Source organism: Microbacterium forte, assembly GCF_031885415.1.
GTDB classification, from domain to species: Bacteria; Actinomycetota; Actinomycetes; order Actinomycetales; family Microbacteriaceae; genus Microbacterium; species Microbacterium forte.
The window spans coordinates 2,138,885-2,158,116 of the sequence record NZ_CP116871.1 but is presented as its reverse complement, the minus strand read 5'-3'; the positions used below and the strand labels follow the sequence as shown (position 1 = coordinate 2,158,116).

19 protein-coding genes are annotated in these 19,232 nt (G+C 65.9%); 6 read left to right on the top strand and 13 right to left on the bottom strand.

The window, feature by feature from the left end; genetic code table 11:
* Positions 1–16 precede the first annotated feature (16 nt).
* The 8 genes from OB895_RS10360 to OB895_RS10325 all read right to left on the bottom strand — a co-directional run bounded on the left by OB895_RS10360 (position 17) and on the right by OB895_RS10325 (position 7,321).
* Positions 17–793 carry an SDR family oxidoreductase gene (locus tag OB895_RS10360; protein WP_017201959.1) on the bottom strand — a complete coding sequence of 259 codons (777 nt, stop codon included), beginning with the start codon at positions 791–793 and terminating at the stop codon, positions 17–19.
* Between the two features lie 10 nt (positions 794–803).
* Positions 804–2,288: an NAD-dependent succinate-semialdehyde dehydrogenase gene (locus tag OB895_RS10355; protein WP_017201958.1), complete on the bottom strand. Its 1,485-nt coding sequence runs from the start codon at positions 2,286–2,288 to the stop codon at positions 804–806.
* On the bottom strand, positions 2,285–3,238 hold the full coding sequence (locus OB895_RS10350; RefSeq protein WP_017201957.1) for an NAD(P)-dependent oxidoreductase: 954 nt from the start codon (positions 3,236–3,238) through the stop codon (positions 2,285–2,287). Before OB895_RS10350 ends, OB895_RS10355 begins: the two co-directional genes overlap by 4 nt.
* 23 nt (positions 3,239–3,261) lie before the next feature.
* On the bottom strand, positions 3,262–3,780 hold the full coding sequence (fae, locus tag OB895_RS10345) for a formaldehyde-activating enzyme (protein ID WP_017201956.1): 519 nt from the start codon (positions 3,778–3,780) through the stop codon (positions 3,262–3,264).
* On the bottom strand, positions 3,780–4,721 hold the full coding sequence (locus tag OB895_RS10340) for a glycine betaine ABC transporter substrate-binding protein (RefSeq protein WP_017201955.1): 942 nt from the start codon (positions 4,719–4,721) through the stop codon (positions 3,780–3,782). The genes fae and OB895_RS10340 overlap by 1 nt, the downstream gene beginning before the upstream one ends.
* A 62-nt stretch (positions 4,722–4,783) precedes the next feature.
* A complete protein-coding gene (locus OB895_RS10335; protein WP_017201954.1) occupies positions 4,784–5,581 on the bottom strand; it encodes an ABC transporter permease in 798 nt (265 codons plus the stop codon).
* The gene (locus OB895_RS10330) at positions 5,578–6,615 is read right to left on the bottom strand and encodes an ABC transporter ATP-binding protein (RefSeq protein WP_017201953.1); all 1,038 of its coding nucleotides are present in this window, start codon (positions 6,613–6,615) and stop codon (positions 5,578–5,580) included. Before OB895_RS10330 ends, OB895_RS10335 begins: the two co-directional genes overlap by 4 nt.
* A complete protein-coding gene (locus OB895_RS10325) occupies positions 6,608–7,321 on the bottom strand; it encodes an ABC transporter permease (protein WP_017201952.1) in 714 nt (237 codons plus the stop codon). Before OB895_RS10325 ends, OB895_RS10330 begins: the two co-directional genes overlap by 8 nt.
* A 69-nt stretch (positions 7,322–7,390) precedes the next feature.
* Between OB895_RS10325 and OB895_RS10320 the strand changes: the two genes are divergently transcribed.
* Positions 7,391–8,239, top strand: a complete 849-nt coding sequence (locus OB895_RS10320) for an IclR family transcriptional regulator (RefSeq protein WP_017201951.1) — start codon at positions 7,391–7,393, stop codon at positions 8,237–8,239.
* Between the two features lie 143 nt (positions 8,240–8,382).
* Here the strand turns inward: OB895_RS10320 and OB895_RS10315 are convergent, their stop codons facing one another.
* On the bottom strand, positions 8,383–8,790 hold the full coding sequence (locus tag OB895_RS10315; RefSeq protein WP_017201950.1) for an arsenate-mycothiol transferase ArsC: 408 nt from the start codon (positions 8,788–8,790) through the stop codon (positions 8,383–8,385).
* A gap of 91 nt (positions 8,791–8,881) precedes the next feature.
* On the opposite strand from OB895_RS10315, the gene trxB reads away from it, so the two are divergent.
* The 5 genes from trxB to OB895_RS10290 are packed head-to-tail and all read left to right on the top strand — an operon-like array spanning position 8,882 to position 12,701.
* On the top strand, positions 8,882–9,856 hold the full coding sequence (gene trxB, locus OB895_RS10310) for a thioredoxin-disulfide reductase (RefSeq protein WP_151460105.1): 975 nt from the start codon (positions 8,882–8,884) through the stop codon (positions 9,854–9,856).
* On the top strand, positions 9,853–10,179 hold the full coding sequence (gene trxA, locus OB895_RS10305; protein WP_017201948.1) for a thioredoxin: 327 nt from the start codon (positions 9,853–9,855) through the stop codon (positions 10,177–10,179). Before trxB ends, trxA begins: the two co-directional genes overlap by 4 nt.
* Positions 10,176–11,267 carry an ACR3 family arsenite efflux transporter gene (gene arsB / locus OB895_RS10300; protein WP_026049682.1) on the top strand — a complete coding sequence of 364 codons (1,092 nt, stop codon included), beginning with the start codon at positions 10,176–10,178 and terminating at the stop codon, positions 11,265–11,267. Before trxA ends, arsB begins: the two co-directional genes overlap by 4 nt.
* A gap of 2 nt (positions 11,268–11,269) precedes the next feature.
* Complete coding sequence (locus tag OB895_RS10295) at positions 11,270–12,265, top strand: metalloregulator ArsR/SmtB family transcription factor (protein ID WP_017201946.1); 996 nt, start codon at positions 11,270–11,272, stop codon at positions 12,263–12,265.
* 28 nt (positions 12,266–12,293) lie between these two features.
* Positions 12,294–12,701 carry an arsenate reductase ArsC gene (locus OB895_RS10290; RefSeq protein ID WP_017201945.1) on the top strand — a complete coding sequence of 136 codons (408 nt, stop codon included), beginning with the start codon at positions 12,294–12,296 and terminating at the stop codon, positions 12,699–12,701.
* A 194-nt stretch (positions 12,702–12,895) separates the two neighbouring features.
* Here the strand turns inward: OB895_RS10290 and OB895_RS10285 are convergent, their stop codons facing one another.
* From OB895_RS10285 to OB895_RS10270, 4 genes are read right to left on the bottom strand one after another with little or no spacing between them, the layout of a single operon-like run.
* Positions 12,896–15,223, bottom strand: coding sequence for a zinc-ribbon domain-containing protein (locus tag OB895_RS10285; protein WP_192576810.1), 2,328 nt, complete (start codon positions 15,221–15,223; stop codon positions 12,896–12,898).
* Positions 15,220–16,263 (bottom strand): TniB family NTP-binding protein, encoded by a 1,044-nt coding sequence (locus OB895_RS10280; RefSeq protein ID WP_017201943.1) that lies wholly within the window; start codon positions 16,261–16,263, stop codon positions 15,220–15,222. Before OB895_RS10280 ends, OB895_RS10285 begins: the two co-directional genes overlap by 4 nt.
* Positions 16,260–18,296: a TnsB C-terminal domain-containing protein gene (locus tag OB895_RS10275; RefSeq protein WP_029264081.1), complete on the bottom strand. Its 2,037-nt coding sequence runs from the start codon at positions 18,294–18,296 to the stop codon at positions 16,260–16,262. Before OB895_RS10275 ends, OB895_RS10280 begins: the two co-directional genes overlap by 4 nt.
* Positions 18,286–19,113: a TnsA-like heteromeric transposase endonuclease subunit gene (locus OB895_RS10270; RefSeq protein WP_164743619.1), complete on the bottom strand. Its 828-nt coding sequence runs from the start codon at positions 19,111–19,113 to the stop codon at positions 18,286–18,288. The genes OB895_RS10275 and OB895_RS10270 overlap by 11 nt, the downstream gene beginning before the upstream one ends.
* Between the last annotated feature and the right edge of the window lie 119 nt (positions 19,114–19,232).

Sequence of the window (19,232 nt, the reverse complement as noted above, 5' to 3'; positions counted from 1 at the left end):
TGTGGGGGCGCCGCGGTCAGCGCACCAGGTAACCGCCGTCGACGGACAGCACGTGCCCGTTGACGAAGTCGGAGGCGGGGCTCGCGAGGAAGACGGTCGCGCCCATGAGATCGGCGACGTCCCCCCACCTCCCCGCCGGCGTGTGGTCGACGATGCGCCGGTTCGCCTCCGCGTCCCCACGCGTCTCGGAGGTAATCGGGGTGGCGAAGTATCCCGGGGCGATCGCGTTGACCTGGATGCCGTGTCCGCCGAGCTCGTCGGCGTACGCCTTCGTGAGCCCGGCGATGCCGTGCTTGGTCGCGGCGTACGCGGGAGATCCGAGTCCCCCGAGGAACGAGAACAGCGAGGCGATGTTGATGATCTTGCCCGAGCCCTGCGGGATCATCCGCTTCGCGGCCTCGTGCGACATTTCGAACGCGGCGGTGAGGTTCACCGCGACCATGGGGTCCCACTGCACGCGCCCGAACTCGGTGACGTCGGCGATGCGGCTGATCCCGGCCGAGTTGACCAGAACGTCCACGCCCCCGAACGCCTCGACGCATGCGTCGATCACGCGCGCGGGTGCGCCCTCCGCCGTGATGTCGACGCGGAGTTCCCGGTAGCCGACACCCGCCTCGGCGAGGAGAGCTGCGGTCTCGCCGCCGTCGTCGAACAGCGTCGGAACGAACATGTCGGCACCCGCTTTGGCGAGAGCGAGGGTGAACGCCTGGCCGAGACCGGTGTTGCCCCCGGTGACGATCGCCCGCTTGCCCCGGAGGGAGAAGTGGTCGAGGGAGAAGTCGGTGATGTGCACGGATGATCCTTCAGGAGTGGGTGCCGACGAAGGGATCGGCGATGCCGATGTAGGTCGTCTCGAGGTACTCGTCGATGCCCTCGAAGCCGCCCTCGCGACCGATGCCGGACTGCTTGACGCCACCGAACGGCGCAGCCGGGTTCGACACGAGTCCGGTGTTGAGGCCGAACATGCCGGTCTCCAGACGCTCGGCGAGGCGCAGCGCCCGGTTCAGGTCGCGGGTGTACGCGAAGCACACCAGCCCGTACTCGCTCGCGTTGGCGAGGCGCACGGCCTCGTCCTCGTCGCGGAACACGGTGATGGGCGCGACGGGTCCGAAGATCTCCTCCTGGAGGATGCGGGCGTCCTGCGGCACGTCCACGAGCACGGTCGCCGGGTAGAAGTAGCCGCGCCCCTGGGGGATGCTGCCGCCGAGTGCGATGCTCGCTCCGTCCTCCAGCGCGCCGGACACGAGGTCGGCGACCTTCTTGCGGGTCGACTCGTCCACGAGCGGCCCGAGGGTCGACTCCGGGTCGGTGCCGCGGGCGTTGACGTACCCTGCCATGCGTTCAACGAGCCGCGAGGTGAATTCCTCCGCCACGCTCTCGTGCACGAGGAAGCGGTTCGCGGCGACGCAGGCCTCGCCGCCGTTGCGGAGCTTTGCGAGCAGGGCACCCTCGACCGCGGCGTCCACGTCAGCGTCGTCGAACACGAGGAAGGGGGCGTTGCCTCCGAGTTCCATCGAGACGCGGAGCACCTGGTGCGCGGCGTCCGCGATGAGGCGGCGCCCCACTTCGGTTGATCCGGTGAACGAGAGTTTGCGCAGTCGCGGGTCGGTGATGAGCGGGCCCGTGACCGCGCCGGCGCGGGTCGTGGGGATGACGTTCACGACGCCGTCCGGCACTCCGGCCTCGCGGAGCACCTCGGCGAACAGGAGTGCGGTGAGCGGTGTGAGCGCGGCGGGCTTGAGCACCGAGGTGCAGCCGGCCGCGAGTGCCGGCGCGATCTTGCGCGTGGCCATCGCGAGCGGGAAGTTCCACGGGGTGATGAGCAGGCTCGGACCGACCGGTCGCTTCGCGACGAGCAGTCGGTTGCGGCCGTCGGGAGCGGTGGCGTATCGCCCGGAGATGCGGGGTGCTTCTTCCGAGAACCAGCGCAGGAACTCGGCGCCGTACGCGACCTCGGCGCGCGATTCGGCGAGAGGCTTGCCCATCTCGAGCGTCATGACGAGTGCGAAGTCCTCGGCGCGGGCCGTGACGAGCTCGAACGCCCGGCGCAGGATCTCCCCGCGCTGTCGCGGAGCAGTGGCGGCCCAGGCGGTCTGCGCCGCAGCAGCAGCGTCGAGTGCGGCCATGCCGTCCTCGGGCGTCGCATCGGCGACATGGGCGAGCACCTCACCCGTCGACGGGTCGTGCACCTCGAAGGTGTGGCCGGAGGTCGCTTCCCGCCACTGACCGCCGATCAGCAGGCCGGTGGGGACGGAGGCGATGACCTCGGCCTCGCGTGCCGCGGTCATGCGGGCATCTCCCGACGGAGGTCGCGGCCGAGTAGTTCCTCGTAGAGACGCACGGGCGTCATCTCCCCGGCGCGGTCGCCGTAGCTCGCGCGGGCTCGACGGAAGATCTGCTCGACGAGGGAGGACAGCTCGACCGGCATCCCGACCGAGCGGGCCAGATCGACGGAGAGACCGAGGTCCTTGCAGGCGAGGGCGATCGCGAAGCCCTCGTCGTAGTCGCCGTGGTCGAGGATCGACAACACGTCGCGTGAGACGAAGGTGCTGTTCGCGGGGCTCGCGATGAGCGCGTCCCGCAGCACGCCAAGGTCGACCCCCGCGGCGACGCCGACCGACAGCACCTCCGCCGTCGCGACCAGGTGGGAGAACCACAGCTGGTTGATCATGAGCTTCACGGCGTAGCCTGCGCCGGGCCCGCCGACGTGCAGGATCCGCTCCGGGTCCCCCATCGCCTCGAACACGGGACGCAGCCGCTGCACATCGTCGGCGTCACCACCGACGAAGATCTGCAGCATCCCGTTCGCGGCGCCCACTGACATCCCACTGACGGGGGCGTCGAGCAGGTGCAGTCCGCGGCCGGCGGTCGCGGCGCGCACACCGTCCAGCACGTCCGGCACCGAGGTCGACATGTCGATCCAGGTACCGCCGTCCGGCAGCCCCACCACGAGGCCGTCAGGCCCCGAGGCGACGGCCTCGACGTGCTTGGGCGTCGGCAGCATCGTGATGATGAGGTCACTGGCGGCGGCGACCTCGCGAGGGGTCTCAGCCCACCGGGCACCGCCCTCGATCAGGTCGGACGCCGACTCGCGGCGCAGATCGGTCACGACCAGCGGGAAGCCCGCGGCCTGCAGGTTGCGGGTCATTCCTGACCCCATGTTGCCGAGTCCGATGAACCCGACGGTGGGTCGGGTCCCGACCGGCGTTGGGTCGAGGACGGGGGTGGGAGAGCTCATGGGTGATGCGTGTCCTTTGTGGATCAGGCGGATGCGGTGGAAGGGGTGTAGAACGGATTGGTCGGCGCGTGCCGGGCTTCCAGCACGGCGTCGAGCTTGGGCAGGCCCGCCGCGCCGTTCGCGAGCGCGGTGCGTGTCGCCTCGCGGTTGTTGCGGTAGACCGTGTCGGCGTCGTCGGCCGCCGGATTGACCCACACTGCGGCGATGAGGGCGTGCGTGTCGGCAGCCTCGCGCGGGATCACACCGTCGGCGACGGCGTCGGCCACGCCCGCAGCGACTCCGGCCTGCGCCGGGCCCCAGATGAGGAGGCCGTGCTCGTCACCCGCCGGTGCGGCCTTCGTGACGAACAGCGTCAGGGGCTTCACCGGGAGGGAGGGGCGGAGCACCGCCACGAAGGGCACGTGCCCCTGGCTGGGGCTGGCGAGGGCAGTGGCCCACGCCGTCCCCGCAGGTCCCTCGCGGTGGCCGAGCACGGTGTTGATGTGTGCGGCGTTGACGCCGTCGCCGACGAAGCTCTCGCCGAGCTGGATGGTCGAGGTCATCAGATGAGTCCCTGCTCCTCGAGCCAGTCGATCGCGATGTCCTCGGGGTCCTCACCGTCGACATCGGCCTTGGCGTTGAGCTCCTGCATGACCTCGGTGGTCAGCAGCGGGCTCAGCTCGGCCAGCACGTCGGCGATCGCCGGGTACTCGTCGAGGGTGCTCTGCTTGAGCGTGAAGCCGCCCTGGTAGCTGGGGAAGAACTCCTTGTCGTCTTCCATCACCACGAGGTCGAGGGCGGGGATGCGGCCGTCGGTCTGGAAGACCTCGCCGAAGTTGCAGTCGTCGCCCTTCTGGGTCGCCGTGTAGATGACGCCGGTGTCGAGCATCGTGACGTTCGAGTCCGGGGCATCGAAGCCGTAGGCGGCCTTGAGACCCGGCCAGCCATCGTCGCGCGTCGAGAACTCGCTCTCGATGCAGAACGTCTGATCGGCGCTCGGCAGGGCTGCGACATCACTCAGCGTCTTCACGCCCAGCTCGTCAGCCTCCTTCTTACGGATCGCGAAGGCGTAGGTGTTGTTGAACGGCGCGGGGTCGAGCCACGCGATGCCGTTCTCGGCGTCCGCTCCCTTGACGGCATCGAACTGCGCCTCGGCGCCCTGCACCGGCGTCGTATTGCCGTTGTACGTGATCCACGACGTGCCGGTGTACTCCCAGTAGCCGAGGAACTGGTCATTCTCGAGCGCCTGACGCACGTTGGCGGAGCCGACGAGCTTCGTGTTGGCCTCGACGTCGGCACCGTGCGCATTGAGCAGTTCCGCCGTCATGTAGGCGAGGATGTACTGCTCCGAAAAGTCCTTCGAGCCGATCTCGCCAGTGAGACCTTCCAGCTCGTCGCCTTGGGCTCCGGAGCCTCCGCCGGCACCGGACGAGCAGCCGGTGAGGAGCAGAGCGCCGGCGGCGATGGCGGCGAACGAGGCGGTGGCGATGGTGCGTGTGTTCATTGCAAGTTCCTTTCGGGAAGGGAGTGTGCTGTGCATGTGAATTAGTGGTGGAGTGGTGGTGCTCAGAGGCCCTTGGGTCGAACGATGTCCTCCACGACGCCGGCGGCCCAGTCGATGAGCACGGCGATCGAGGCGACGAGGATCGCTCCGACGACGAGAACGGGATAGCGCTGCAGCTTCAGGCCGTTGATGATCATGTCGCCGAGACCGCCGGCGTTGATGAAGGTCGCGACCGTGGCCACACCGACCGCGAAGACGAGCGCGGTGCGGAGTCCCGCGAGGATCACGGGCGAGGCGAGCGGCAGCTCCACTCGGCGCAGAACCTGTGACGGGGTCATGCCCATGCCCCGGGCCGACTCGCGGATGCTGGGATCGACCTGGGCGAGGCCCGCGATCGTGTTCTGCAGCACGGGCAGGAAGGAGTAGATCACGAGTGCGAGCAGTGCCGTCGTGAATCCCGTCTGCCAGACGATTGCGAGCAGGATCACGACGCCGATCGCCGGCGTCGCCTGACCGATGTTCGCGATGCCGATCACGACGCCGCGGAACACCTTCGATCGGGAGCGGCTCACCGCGATGCCGGCGGGGATCGCCAGCACAGCCACGAGCACGGAGGCGATGATCGACAGCACGAGGTGCTCGCCGATGCGGGCCGTGATGTAGTCGGCGTTGAGCGTGCGCTGCTCGATCGAGTCGAGGTCGAGGCTCGACACCCACACGTAGGTGAGCACCAGCACGACCGCGACGACGATGAGCGGCATCAGGCGGCGCAGCAGCACGGGCATGCCGCGTCGGGGCGCGGACTGCGTGCGCAGCATCGTGGTCGCGGAGGGCACGACCTGGGGGCCGGTCACGGTCACGCCTCCTCGGCGCGACGCGCGGGGCCTTCGGAGCCCAGCGCTGCCGAGATGGCCGCCTGGTCGATCGAGCCGACGACCGCCCCGGCGCGGGTGACGTTGACGCGCGCGGCGCCGGTCAGCACCAGGGTGTCGAGGGCCTCGCGCAGCGAGGAGTGCTCGTCGACCGTGACGGCCGGGGCTGCGGCATCCGCGGATCCGATTCGCGCGTCCGTCACCGGGATCAGAGCGAGACGCTTCAGGGCGGCCCCCTCGCCGATGAACGATCGTACATAGTCGTTGGCAGGCTCGGCGAGGATGCGCGCCGGAGTGTCGAACTGCTCGATCTGGCTGCGATCGCTCAGCACTGCGATGCGGTCGCCCATGCGGATCGCCTCTTCGAAATCGTGCGTCACGAAGATGATGGTCTTGCCGATGTCGGCCTGAATGCGCAGGAACTCCGCCTGCAGCTTCTCCCGCGTGATCGGGTCGGTCGCACCGAAGGGCTCGTCCATGAGCATGACGGGCGGATCGGCAGCCAGTGCCCGGGCCACTCCGACACGCTGCTGCTGCCCGCCGGAAAGCTGACGGGGGTATCGCTGTGCGAACGTGCCCGGGTCGAGCTGCACGGTGCGCAGGAGCTCGTCCACGCGCTCGGCGATACGGGCTTTGGACCAGCCGAGCAGCTTCGGCACGATCGCGATGTTCTCGGCGATCGTGAAGTGCGGGAACAGGCCGATCTGCTGGATGACGTAGCCGATGTGCCGACGCAGCTCGTTGCCGTCGAGCGACAGCACGTCATCGCCGTTGATCCGGATCGACCCGGAGGTCGGCTCGATGATGCGGTTGATCATCTTCATCGTCGTGGTCTTGCCGCAGCCGCTGGGGCCGACGAACATGATCAGCTCGCCGGGCTCTACACGCATCGAGAAGTCCTCGACGGCGGGCCTCTGCTGACCCGGGTACTGCTTGGTGATGTGGTCGAGGACGATGTCGACGCCGCCCTGCTGCGCCGCGAGGGAGGTGAGAACGCCGGTGTTCGTTGTGATGTCAGGCACGGAGACCCCTTGAGGTGGTGAGGCGGGCGACGAGCACGAGGATGCCGTCGAGGACGAGCGCGAGGATGATCACTGCGACGGTGCCCGTGAGCGCGTAGTTGAGGGCGTTCTTCGAACCGAGCGAGCTCAGGCCCTTGAAGATGTACTCGCCGAGCCCGGGGCCGGCGACGTAGGCGGCGATCGCCGCGATCCCGACCGTGAGTTGGGCGGCGACACGGATGCCGGTCATGATGACCGGCCAGGCGATCGGCAGCTGCACCGTGAAGAGGATGCGGGTGGGGCCGAGGCCCATGCCCCGCGCCGACTCGAGCACCGAGACCGGTACTTCGCGGAGTCCCACGACGGTGTTCCGCACCACCGGGAGCAGCGAGTAGAAAACGAGGGCGACGACGGTCGGCAGCCACCCGAGGCCGAGGACGGGGCTCAGGAGGGCAAGGAGGGCGAGTGACGGGATGGTGATCGCGACAGCGGCGGCCGTGAGCACGGTGGTGCGGGCGATGCGACGGTTGCGGACCAGGATGCCGAGGCCGATGCCGATAATCGCCGCGAGGACGACTGAGACGACGACGACGACGAGGTGATCGCGGGTGAGCTCAAGAATGTCGTCCGCGCGACGCGTGAGGAAGGCCATGAGGTCTTCCCAGTTGAATCCGGTCAAGAGGGCTCCTGTCTCGTCGTTGAGGCCGGTACCGGGGATGAGACTCACGGTAGCCTTTGTGGCCATTTCGTCAAAGAGCGTTGTGTATATGGCAACCGCTGACGCTACACTCTTACCGTGACCACCACCTCCGGCGGCCCTCGCCGCAATTCCTCCGGCCTCGGACGCGACATCGAGATCCTCGAGCTGCTCGGCGGCGACGAGGCGTTGCGCTCCGGCGGACTCGGCGTCTCGCAGGTGGCACAGCTCACCGGGCGGGACAAGGCGGTCGTGTCACGCACACTCGCGACGCTCGCCGAGACCGGACTCGTCGAACGCGATGAGGAGTCGCTGCGCTACCTGCTCGGGCCGCGGCTATACGCCCTGGCGGCGCACACGGCCACGTCGACGCTCGTGCACGCCTCGCGCAGCATCCTGCGACGACTTGTGCAGTCCACGCGCGAGACGAGTCACCTGTGCGTGCTGCGCGGCGGCAACGTGCTTACGCTGCTTAGCGAGCTGAGCCCGCACGACGTGCGCACGACCGGCTGGGCGGGCACCACCACGGCCGCGTGGCGCACTCCCTCGGGTCGTGCGCTGCTGAGCGACTGGGACGAGGAGTCCCTCGCACGCTGGTATGACGACCACGGGCAGGATCAGCCCCTCGTCGGCCGTTTCGACCAGGCTGACCCCTCCGGATTCCCGGTTCTGGACTCTCCCCCGCCGGGCAACTCTCCGGTGACGGATCTCGCGAGCCTGCACACCGAACTCGGCCGTATCCGCGAGCAGGGCTACGCGCTATCGGACGAGGAGCTCGAGTTCGGGGTGGTGGCAGCCTCGGCGCCGATCATCGACTTCACGGGACGTATCGTCGCAGCCGTGAACGTAAGCGCCCCGAAGGCGCGAATCGGGCACCGCCTTGAGGCGCTTGGCGCGCTCGTCTCGCGAGCTGCGCGCGAGCTGTCGACGCGTCTAGGTATGGTCTGAACTCGCCGAAGGCGACGGCCGCGACGGCCAGAGGTATTGAGGTCGATGCAAGCCTGCCATGCTCTGAGGTGTACCGCCCAGGCGGGAGTGGTGATGAAGGTTGAGCGTGCCTGCGCTGCGAGGATCTTCCTTGAGGGGCCTGGCTACTCCAACAGTCGGGCTGCCAGTGCCCGCACCTTGAGATCGACCGAATCGCGCAGGTCACGAACCGAGTCGCTGTCCACGGACCAGTCCGCAGGGTCGGGGAACTCCCACTGCACGAGCTCGCCGGAGACCGGCCCGGGTAGTTCCAAGCCCGGCTTCATCAGCACCACCACATCAGCGTTCGCGAGGTCGTCCGGGGTGACACCGCGCGGTACTGCCGCTGATGTGTCGATGCCGAGGTCGTCGAGGGTCGCGGCGACCGCGGGGTTGATCGCGGCAGCGGGGTGCACTCCGGCGCTGTCTGCGATCAGTCGATCGCCAGCATGCCGGGCCAGCAGGTGCGCGCCCAGCTGCGAGCGTCCCGCATTGTGCGTACAGATGAACAGCACGGTCTGAGGGTCTGTCACGTCATCCTTCTCTCCTCCGGCGAGACACTCGCCGGATCGTTGGTATGACACCAGGCTTGCACGTTGCATTGATAAGTGTCAATATAGACGCATGTCGATTCAAGAGGTTGAGCTAGTCATCATCGGATCCGGGCCCGCCGGGTATACGGCTGCGGTGTATGCGGCGCGGGCGGGCCTTGCCCCTGTCGTGCTTGCCGGTTCCGTCACCGCCGGCGGTGCGCTCATGACAACCACCGAGGTGGAGAACTTCCCCGGTTTCGTCGACGGTGTCCAGGGTCCGGAGTTGATGGAGTCGATGCGCGCGCAGGCTGAGCGCTTCGGTGCCCGCATCCTTCTCGACGACGCTGTCGCGGTCGACCTGGCAGGGCCGGTGAAGACGGTGCGCACCGGATCGGGTGACACGTACCTGGCGCGTGCGGTGATCCTCGCCATGGGGTCCGCGTACCGCAAGATCGGACTGGCCGACGAAGAGCGTCTCACCGGCCACGGGGTCTCCTGGTGTGCGACCTGCGACGGCTTCTTCTTCCGCGACCAGGAGATCGTCGTGGTCGGCGGTGGCGATTCGGCGATGGAGGAAGCTCTGTTCCTCACCCGGTTCGCGTCGAAGGTCACCGTGGTGCACCGCCGCGACACGTTCCGCGCCTCACAGATCATGGCGCAGCGGGTGCTCGAGCACCCGAAGATCGACGTCGCCTGGAACAGCGAAGTGGCCGGCATCCTCGGGACGGACAAGGTCGAGGCGGTCACGCTGCGCGACACGGTCTCCGGGGCGGAGCGCGAACTCTCCGTCACTGGGGTCTTCGTCGCCATCGGGCACGACCCGCGCTCCGAGCTCGTCGCGGGCTCCGTCGACACCGACGCCGACGGGTATGTGCGGGTCGTCCACCCGTCCACCCGCACCACCCTCGACGGCGTCTTCGCCGCCGGCGACCTGGTCGATCACACCTACCGGCAGGCCATCACCGCAGCCGGTACGGGCTGCGCGGCCGCCCAGGACGCCCAGCACTACCTCGCGGCCCTCACGGACACCGCGCCCGCATTCGATGCCCAGGAGGTCCTCGCATGAGTTTCCCGATCGTGGTCACCGACGCCACATTCCAGAACGAAGTCACCGACTCCGAGATCCCCGTCGTGGTGGACATCTGGGCCACCTGGTGCGGTCCGTGTAAGCAGATCGCACCGCTTCTGAACCAGCTCGCCGTCGAGTACGACGGGCGGGTCAAGATCGTGAAGCTCGACGCCGACCAGAACCCGGCCACGGTGACCGCCATCGGCGTCACCTCGATCCCCACGCTGGTCTTCTACAACCAGGGTGCGCGCGTTGACATGCTCATCGGCGCCCACGCCAAGCCCGTAATCGCAGAGAAGATGGAGGCGCTCCTCGCATGAGCACCGCAACCGCACCCACCCCCACAACGACGACCCGCCGCCTGTCGACCCTTGACCGATGGTTGCCGCTGTGGATCGGACTGGCTATGGTCGCCGGAATCCTCGTCGGCCGCTTCATCCCTGGCGTCTCCGACCTCCTCGCACACATTGAGGTTGGCGGCATCTCTGTGCCGATCGCTCTCGGCCTGCTGGTGATGATGTACCCGGTCCTCGCGAAGGTCCGCTACGACAAAGTCGCCGCTGTCACCGGCGACAAGAAGCTACTCATCTCCTCACTCGCTCTGAACTGGGTCGTCGGACCGGCACTGATGTTCGCCCTCGCCTGGGCGTTCCTTCCGGATCTCCCCGAGTACCGCACCGGCCTCATCATCGTGGGCCTGGCCCGCTGCATCGCGATGGTCGTCATCTGGAACGATCTCGCCTGCGGCGATCGGGAAGCCGCCGCCGTCCTTGTCGCCATCAACTCCGTGTTCCAGGTCATCGCCTTCTCCCTGCTCGGTTGGTTCTACCTCACCGTGCTCCCCGGATGGCTCGGACTGGACTCGCAGGGACTGGAGATCTCGGTCTGGCAGATCGCCCTCAATGTCCTCGTCTTCCTCGGCATCCCCCTGATCGCCGGCTTCGCCTCCCGCCTGATCGGGGAGCGTGCGAAGGGCCGCGACTGGTACGAAGAGAAGTTCCTTCCCAAGATCGGACCGTGGGCGCTGTACGGCCTGCTGTTCACGATTGTGTTGCTGTTCGCCCTGCAGGGCGAGCAGGTCACCAACCGGCCGTGGGATGTGGCCCGTATCGCCCTCCCGCTGTTGGCGTACTTCGCCGTGATGTGGTTCATCGGACTGTTCACCGGGAAGGCGCTCGGGCTCGGATACGCCCGATCCTCCACGCTGGCGTTCACGGCCGCGGGCAACAACTTCGAACTCGCCATCGCCGTCGCCATCGGCACCTTCGGGGCCACCTCCGGTCAGGCCCTCGCCGGCGTCGTCGGCCCACTGATCGAGGTCCCCGTGCTCGTCGGACTCGTTTACGTCTCCCTGTGGGCGGCCCGACGCTGGTTCCACACCAACCCGTACACCGCTGAAAGGATGTAGCCATGAACGTCACACTGACGACCACCGGCGACACCTGCAGTCCCGTCGCCACCCACGCGATCGGCATCGACGCTGCCACCTCGGTCGCAGCGACGCTAAAAGCGCTGTCCGACCCGCTCAGGCTGCGCATGCTGTCGGCCATCGCCTCCGATCCCCGCGGAGAATCGTGCGTGTGCGACCTGGCCGAACTGGCCGACGTCTCCCAGCCCACCGTGTCGCACCACCTGAAAGTCCTCAAAGACGTGGATGTCCTCGTCTCCGAGCGGCGTGGCACCTGGGTCTGGTACCGCATCAACCCGAACCGCCGAGGCGCGGTCACCGCTCTCCTGGACTCGTTCGCACCTGCGACCGTGAGTGAGCCGTGGAGCGTTGAGCACACGGATGCGAGCACTCGACCCGACTTCGACGCGCGCGTGACTCATCTTGCCGATGAGCTCGCCGCCGAGATTCCGGAGGTTGACGCGGACGTGGTGCTCACCATCGTCCGCGAGTCGTACACGTCCCTTGCCCGCACTGCTCGCGTCACCTCTGCATTGATCCCCTTGACCGAGAGGTTCGCCCGGCAGCGCCTCGCTGACCTCACCAGAGACCGCGTCTCTTCCGTCCCGCAGGTGCTGTTTGTGTGCGTCGCGAACGCCGGACGCTCCCAGCTCGCCGCAGCACTCGTGAATCAGATCAGCGGCGGCAAGGTCGTTGCGCGCTCCGCAGGGTCGAATCCCGCGGACGTCATCCACCCCCATGTGCGATCATTGCTCACGGACATCGAAGGTGACATTGCCGCCGATCGGTATCCCAAGCCGCTCACCGACGACGCGGTGCGCGCGGCAGATGTGGTCGTCACGATGGGCTGCGGGGACGTTTGCCCGATCATCCCCGGCGTTCGGTACGACGACTGGGCGGTGGGTGACCCCGCTCTCGCGTCTCGCGAAGGCGTCGAAGCGATCCGTGACGATATCGCCGCACGCGTCCATGTTCTCGTCGACGACCTTCTCCGCTAACCCCTCTACCGCCCATTCAGGAGCAAACATGACTGACACCACCGTCAAGCCGTCCGTCCTCTTCGTCTGCGTTCACAATGCCGGACGGTCGCAGATGGCGGCCGGGTTCCTCCGCGAGATCGCTGGCGACCGTATCGAAGTGCGCTCGGCCGGGTCCATGCCTGCGGATCAGATCAACCCCACCGCCGTCGACGCGATGCAGGAACTTGGTATCGACATCACCGCCGAGCAGCCCAAGGTCCTCACCACCGAGGCGGTGCAGGCCTCTGACGTCGTGATCACCATGGGTTGTGGCGACGCCTGCCCGTTCTTCCCCGGAAAGCGCTACGAAGACTGGAAGCTCGACGACCCCGCTGGCCAGGGCATCGACGCCGTACGGCCCATCCGCGACGATATCCGTGGTCGCATCGAACAGCTGGTGAGCGAGCTCCTCTGAGAAGCGCACGCGCTCGACAATCCGCGACGCTGACGTGAACGGCGAGTCGGCAGTGCGACCTTGGTCAGGCCTTCAGCGCTTCTCGACTCGCTCGCGTTTGGGCGAGCAGCGAACACGTGAGCCTTTGTCCTTCGTGCTCGAGGGGGTCAGCATTGCCAAGTGCGAGCTCGATGGCGTTGGAACCTGGAGTGTCGCTATTTGCGGCATTCGGGGCAGCGGGCGTGAGGCCTGCGGGTTCTGGTCTGAACTCTCGATGGCCATGTATACCCGCAGGCACAGTGCCAGGTGACTTTTCTCCCCGATCCCACGGTGACCTCGGTGGGCGAGAGGGCGTTAGAGGAGTCCCACTGCGCTGCGAGATCGGGTCGCAGGGTTGCAAGGTCGGTCTCCCCTGGGATGGGTAGCTTTCCTGTGCAGTAAGGGCAGCCGCAGCCGGACGTCCGGTTTTTGACTGTCGCGGGCCACGAGTGATTGCGGTGGCAGATCCACGACACTTTCACGTGGGAGGAGACCGTGACCTGATTCGGTGAGCAGTCGTTGCTGGGATCCCATTGCGCGGCAATATCGGGTCTGCGTGTCGCGAGGTCAGTGGCTCCCGGGATAGCGACCCGGCCGGAGCATGACGGGCAGCCTGAGCCTGCGTGTCGGTTGGCGACGGTCGCTGGCCAGGTGTGGTTTTCTGCGCACCGCCATTGGGCTTCATAGGAACTACTGACGGTCACTTCGGACGGTGTCCGGTCGTTCGCTCCTGGGGTGCGGTCCCATTCCGAAGCCAAATGAGGATCGAGAGTCCCCAAGTCATTGAACCCCGCGAGGACGACGCGATTCGCACACACGGGGCATCCCGTCTTGTCCTTCGTGCGGCCCCAGACGGGGAGCTCCCATGTGTGACTCAGCGCGCAGCGCCATACTGCGGGGTAATCCGAGCCCGCGGTGACCTCACAAGCGGACTTGGAGTTGACGCGGTCCCATTGTTCGGCGAGATGAGGGTGAGTGGTGGCGAGGTCATTGAAACCGGCGAGGGTGCGTTGATTGGAGCAGTACGGGCACCCGTGTCCTGAGCAACGGTCACCGACAGCCGCGTCCCAGCTGTGGTCGCAGTGGCCGTGCCACCAGACGACACGGTCCGATCCGGGGGTGACTGTCTCCGGAGTGATGGAGCTGTCGTTGAGTTCGTGATCCCACTCTGCTGCGAGGCCGGGGTGAAGAGTGGCTAAATCTGTTTCACCCGGTATCGCCCGGCTACCGCTGCAATAGGGGCATTTGCTTTCTTGCGTGGTGCGGGAGCGCACCTGGGCGGGCCAGGTGTGCTCGTGAGCAGTACACCTCCAGTTGATTTTCCGGGCGGAGGTGGCGCTCACGTGATGGGGGTCCCCCCGGTTGGCTCCTGGGGTAGTGTCCCATTCCGCGGCGATGTCTGGCCGCAGGGTGCCGAGATCGGTGTGTCCCGGCCAGAAGTCCATGCCGATGCAATATTCGCAGTTGGTCTCGGCAGAGCCTCGCACGTGGGGGCTTGCTTCCCAGGAGTGCCCCTCCTCGCACAACCACCACGCTTTGTGAGAGACATCGACTCCGGACCAGGGGTCGCGGGTGGGCGGGTTGCGATCCCAGTCCCATTCGGAGATGGCTTTCGGGTGGCGGAGGATCCACAGCGGGTAGTTGGCGGTGGTGTCGAGGATGCGGGGGACGTCGACGGTGTCGAGGGCGGCTTCCAGGGGGCGGAATTTCGTGGGGATGGTGTGGCGGCGGAGGGGGCGGAGCCAGAGAATCACGCGTTCGACGAGGATGTCGCTGTTGGTGAGGCCCAACGTTGCGGTGATGTCGAGTCGTAGATCTGCCGCCGACTGAGTGCGCCATCGTGCGCAGTGTGCACGATTGGACAAGATCTGCAGAACGCGCACCGTCGCGCGGTACAGATGTGCGCGGCGATCGATCTCGCGTACCGCGCTCATCAAGCACGGATTCTGCCCGGTCTCTGCGTTCTGGGCGGAGAGCGTTTCGTTGTCGCGCACCATGGCCCACACTTGACCGTGCAGTTGTGTGGTGACCCGACCAGTGGCGACGAGTCGACGGAAGGAGAGTTCCGCGTTCCGAAGCGTGGGATCGAAGGGAACGATCACCTGGGTATCGGGTTCGGTTCCGGGACCGACCCACACCATCTGCCTCGGGTGTCGGAGACAGAAGTTTTCCCGATCGTGGGGAATTTGCTCGATCGTCTCCCCGGCACTGCATAGGCGGCACAGGAAGCGCTGCGGGTAGGCCCGTGTGGAGTCCGGTTGCGCTAGACGCTTCATGCGGAGGTAATGACCGGCTGGGCGCCCTGCCGTCGCCTCGACCGTCCGAGCGGCCGCTTCGTCGTCGATCCAGACGCGGTGGATGTTCGGTTGCGCTCGGCTGGTCAGTGCCCTCTCGGCGAAGTCGAACGGTACTCCTGCGGCGCGGCATTGCCGCTGCGCGTAGGAGCGTGGCGTCTCAAGATGATGCCACTTGGGTCGTTTCGCCCACGCCTGCGTGCTGATCATGCGGCGTCCACCAGGTCGTCCAGGGTGACGTTGTGTGTGTTGAGCGTGGTGCGCCGGAGAGTATCGAGAACCCCGAAGAGTCGCTCGCGGGTTACGGTCTCCGAGGTGCGCGATTCGTCGCGCAAGATGGACGCGACGAGGCGGTCCACGATCATCGCGAGAACGGCGAGTTTCCCGTCGGCGGCGTGGACTAGCGTGCCGGCGTTGCGGGTGAGAAGGCCGTGGGCGTGCCCGCATAGTGGTAGGAAGCTGTCGAAGGTGGCGACCCATTTGATCCATTGTTCGAAGTCCTCTTGGACGGCGGGGTCGATCTTGTCGAGTGTGACGAAGTCACATCGTGCGCTGACTTGCAGGCCGTCGCCCGTCTTGAATGCTTGGTCGAGATTGATTCCAACCAGGACGACGGTCGCACAAGACTCGTTCTGGAGGGCTTTGATGACACTGGAGGGTTCAGTCCCGCCGAGCTTGTGCGCTTCGTCAATCACGAGCAGCTTCGTGCCGTGACGGTGGAGGGCCTCGACGGCAAGCTTCCTCAGCCTGTCGGTGGCGATCTGTTTGGGGAGAACGATGGTGGGGGCGAGAAACTCCACGATCTGGGCAAGGAGAGCTTTTCCGGTCGAGTGTTCGGTCATCTCCACCCAGACGACCGGTGCGTCTCCGTCTCTGAGGTAGTCGGGGTGTTGGGCTGCGTGTCTGCGTTCTACGGATCGAGCCAACAGGAGAGCGAGCTCTGTCTTGCCGGAGAACATCGGCGCGGATATCATCAGCCCGCGCCGCGAGTTCTTCAGCCGAGGGTTGATCCGGATGAGGTCCTCCAGAATGCGAGCGCAGACCGCTTGCTCGCGTGTCTTCACCCTCAGCGTCAGCCGGAGAAAGTCTTCGCGAGCTTGGTCGTATAGCTCTCGAGCTTCACTGTCCAGATCTCTGTACTGACGGAAGGTGATCTTCGGCGGGGATGCGGGCTCGGCGTCGAATGCTTCTCGAAGCCCTGCAAGGCTGGTCTTGCGGTCATGGTGGAGGACGAGTGGGGTGATCTTCATGAATCAAGCTCCTCTGCTTGCGCGAGATCTATGTCGGGGGATGTCCAATCGATGGTGCTGATGTCGACGGGTTTGGCCCATTGCCGTAGTGGGATCGGTGTCGTTGTCGAGGGGCCTGGTTCACGTTGCGCTTCGACCTTGAGGCGCTGTTGCTCCCGTTTGTGCTGGGTGCGCTTCCGTTTGTCTCCTCGTTCGCGACTTTCGACGTGGTCGATCCACTCGCGGCGGCGGTCGGGATCGTCGATTGCGGCGTCGGGGTATCGGGCAAGGAGTTTCATGTCGATCTCGGCGACCATCGGTGCTGTCTTCTCCCGCAGAGCGATGTCCCAGCACTCGATCCACACACCGGTTTCTGGGTGACGCACCCAGACGGCATTGGCGTTGTAGGGGTCGAAGCTCACTGGGAATTTCCTGGCTTTCGCGGATCCCGGTTCAGCGCCCGTGAGGGAGCGATTGCGGAGATCTTCCAGGTGGGATGAGTCGTAGCGGCGATTGTGGAGTTCGATCCCTGCACGACCGATCATGCGCCGTTCCGTGGGCAAGAGCGCGAGGTACTCCTCAACTCCGAAAGGCACCGGGACGCCGGGTCCTACAGCGAACAGTTCGGTGTACATCTGATTCGGGGTGAAGATGCGCCCTGGGGAGCTCGTCGACTTCAAGCCACGGTGAGGCCTGTTCAGGTAGATGTTCGTTATCCAGCTGTCGAGGATGAGGCGAAGCGAATCCAGGGTGAGGGTGGGGTCGTCTTTGGCGGCCCGATGGGCGACGGAGTTCCCCACGAAACCGGCCAGCCATGCGGCGAAGTCTGTCGAGAGGGTGCCGAAGTTGCGCTCTACGTGTGGCTTTACCGTCGGCGTTCTGGAGGGGGCAAGTTCCCTGTGGATTCCGTACGCGCTGCAGGCATCTCTGAACGTGCGGGACCGAAAATCTGCTCCGCCGTCGATAGTGATCGATCGCGGGAAGATCCACGGGAGGGCCAGAGAATCGTCAGTGAGGTAGGGGTTCACCTGCTTCATCAGGTCAGAAGGCAACGTGGCTGATCCCGCGAGGGTGGCTGCTCCCGAACCAGGTACGGCTTTGCGCCCGATGACAGCCCGGGCGAGCAGGAGTGCATGGTCGAATCCGCCAGGGCTGTCCGCGTGAATCGCCCAAGCGAGCGGTACCCGGCTTGCGACATCGAGAAGCACGGTGAGTGTCGGCCGGAACTCACTGTTCTCATCCCAGACGAGAACGTCGAGTTTCGTTGAATCGATCTCGCATCGCTCCCCAAGTTGATAGGCAGCCCCGGAGTAGTACTGACGCTTGGGGCTGTTATCGGTGTTTCGCCGGGTGGTCGCTTTGTCGAAGCTGTAACGGCCGGCCGCCCGCTCGTTGATGTAGCCCTGGAGGGTGCGAGCCTTGATCTCGCATAGAGGATCGCCCGGGTAAGTGGTCTCGAGCTCTCGCCTCACCAAGACAGCGCACCGGCGTTTGCTGCTCGTCGACTTGTCCGTTTGGCGATCGAGGAATCGATCGATGATCGTCACCAGCCGTGCATCTGCCCGGCTGATGGAGAGTCGCTGCTCGCCCTTGCGATGCATGCGGGCATTCAGCCCGGCTGCACCGTCTTGCTGGTACGTCTTCCACAGGAGGTGAAAGGTGCTGCGCGCTCGCCCAAGTGACGTGCCTTTTAGCTCGAGCAGCTTCGCGTCAACGCGTGCGTTCTGAGTTGTCAGCGCAGGGTCGTATTGTGCCCGAGAAGCGGAGGCCAACGGATCCATCGGCCTGCCCGTGAACGCCTCAAGGAGATGGGCTTCCATATCGCATACGTCGGTCGGCCATGCATCCCCGTCCGGTCGAAGAGATACGCTGCGATCCCGTTGGGCTGTTCCGGCCTGGAGCAGGAACTCGTCTACGGACATGATCAGGTGTCGATCGGGCGCGTGTTCAGAGCGGAGCTTCACCTCCAGGCCAGGAATGATGTGGACCCAGACCCAGCTCTCGCCGTCAATCTCGAAAGAGTCTCCGAGCTTCAGTTTGCGTTCATCGGACACTGATCGCGTCCGTTCTCTCCCGATGTGCGGTAGTCAGTAGCGTGTTGCTATTGAATACGGACGACAAGTCGAGCGCGAGAAGTCTGCGCCAGGCGAGGTTGTCAACCCATGCGCACGCTAGAAGCGGGCAATCTGGAGACGCCAGCTCACACAACTCCCGGCGTGTTTTGCCCTGAGTAGCTGCGTCGAGGATCTTGTCCTCGATGTCCGCCGACGGCCTGCAACGGTCATGACGCGACGCCGACAACCATTCGACCACGCGAGTCGCATGGACGCTGTGACCGGAGAGCACCTCGTAGTGCCAGCCGAGCGTTGCCGACAGCCGTGCGGTTTCATCGAACTGCAGTTGCACGGACTCGTCGATGCGTTCCTTCGGCTTCACATCTCGGACGGCGTAGGAGCCGTCCGACATCTGCAACAAGAAATCCGGCACGTGCCAATGACCGGCCATCGGTGAGCGGACGCCGAACACCACGCCAAACGGCTGCGACCACACCCTTTCGACCTGTCCGGCAAAATCGAGCCACATCAACTCGTCGCGCTCGAACTGAGACTCACACCACACGTGGCTGCGGGTGCGACTCCAGAAGTACTCAGATCCTGTGAAGAAGTGGCTGGCGCCCTTCGATACTCGAACCTTCATGGGGTCGATGACAGACCAATCCAAACGGCCGAGACTTCGGTCGACCGGTGCGAACGAGGTGTTGTTCGCATAGCCAGTCTCCGAACGATGATCACGCGGCACCCAGTGCAGCTCCGACTCTTTCGAGAACCGTCGACGAGCGATCATCCGTGCGATCTCAGCTGGCTTCATCATCACTCCCGGAGGGAGGCGGAGTGCCGGTAGGCACATCTTCGTCGCCTGCGCCCAGGATCAGCCCGGTCGGCTTCGACGGGCTTCCGACACACCGGCGCGGACCGGATATCGTTCGATCT

What these genes read in the sequence shown, in the direction of transcription:
- OB895_RS10355 (WP_017201958.1), bottom strand. Translation starts at nt 2,288, where the DNA reads ATGACCGCGGCACGCGAGGCCGAGGTCATCGCCTCCGTCCCCACCGGC.
- OB895_RS10350 (WP_017201957.1), bottom strand. Translation starts at nt 3,238, where the DNA reads ATGAGCTCTCCCACCCCCGTCCTCGACCCAACGCCGGTCGGGACCCGA.
- fae (WP_017201956.1), bottom strand. Translation starts at nt 3,780, where the DNA reads ATGACCTCGACCATCCAGCTCGGCGAGAGCTTCGTCGGCGACGGCGTC.
- OB895_RS10340 (WP_017201955.1), bottom strand. Translation starts at nt 4,721, where the DNA reads ATGAACACACGCACCATCGCCACCGCCTCGTTCGCCGCCATCGCCGCC.
- trxB (WP_151460105.1), top strand. Translation starts at nt 8,882, where the DNA reads ATGTCGATTCAAGAGGTTGAGCTAGTCATCATCGGATCCGGGCCCGCC.
- trxA (WP_017201948.1), top strand. Translation starts at nt 9,853, where the DNA reads ATGAGTTTCCCGATCGTGGTCACCGACGCCACATTCCAGAACGAAGTC.
- arsB (WP_026049682.1), top strand. Translation starts at nt 10,176, where the DNA reads ATGAGCACCGCAACCGCACCCACCCCCACAACGACGACCCGCCGCCTG.
- OB895_RS10295 (WP_017201946.1), top strand. Translation starts at nt 11,270, where the DNA reads ATGAACGTCACACTGACGACCACCGGCGACACCTGCAGTCCCGTCGCC.
- OB895_RS10290 (WP_017201945.1), top strand. Translation starts at nt 12,294, where the DNA reads ATGACTGACACCACCGTCAAGCCGTCCGTCCTCTTCGTCTGCGTTCAC.
- OB895_RS10285 (WP_192576810.1), bottom strand. Translation starts at nt 15,223, where the DNA reads ATGATCAGCACGCAGGCGTGGGCGAAACGACCCAAGTGGCATCATCTT.
- OB895_RS10280 (WP_017201943.1), bottom strand. Translation starts at nt 16,263, where the DNA reads ATGAAGATCACCCCACTCGTCCTCCACCATGACCGCAAGACCAGCCTT.
- OB895_RS10270 (WP_164743619.1), bottom strand. Translation starts at nt 19,113, where the DNA reads ATGATGAAGCCAGCTGAGATCGCACGGATGATCGCTCGTCGACGGTTC.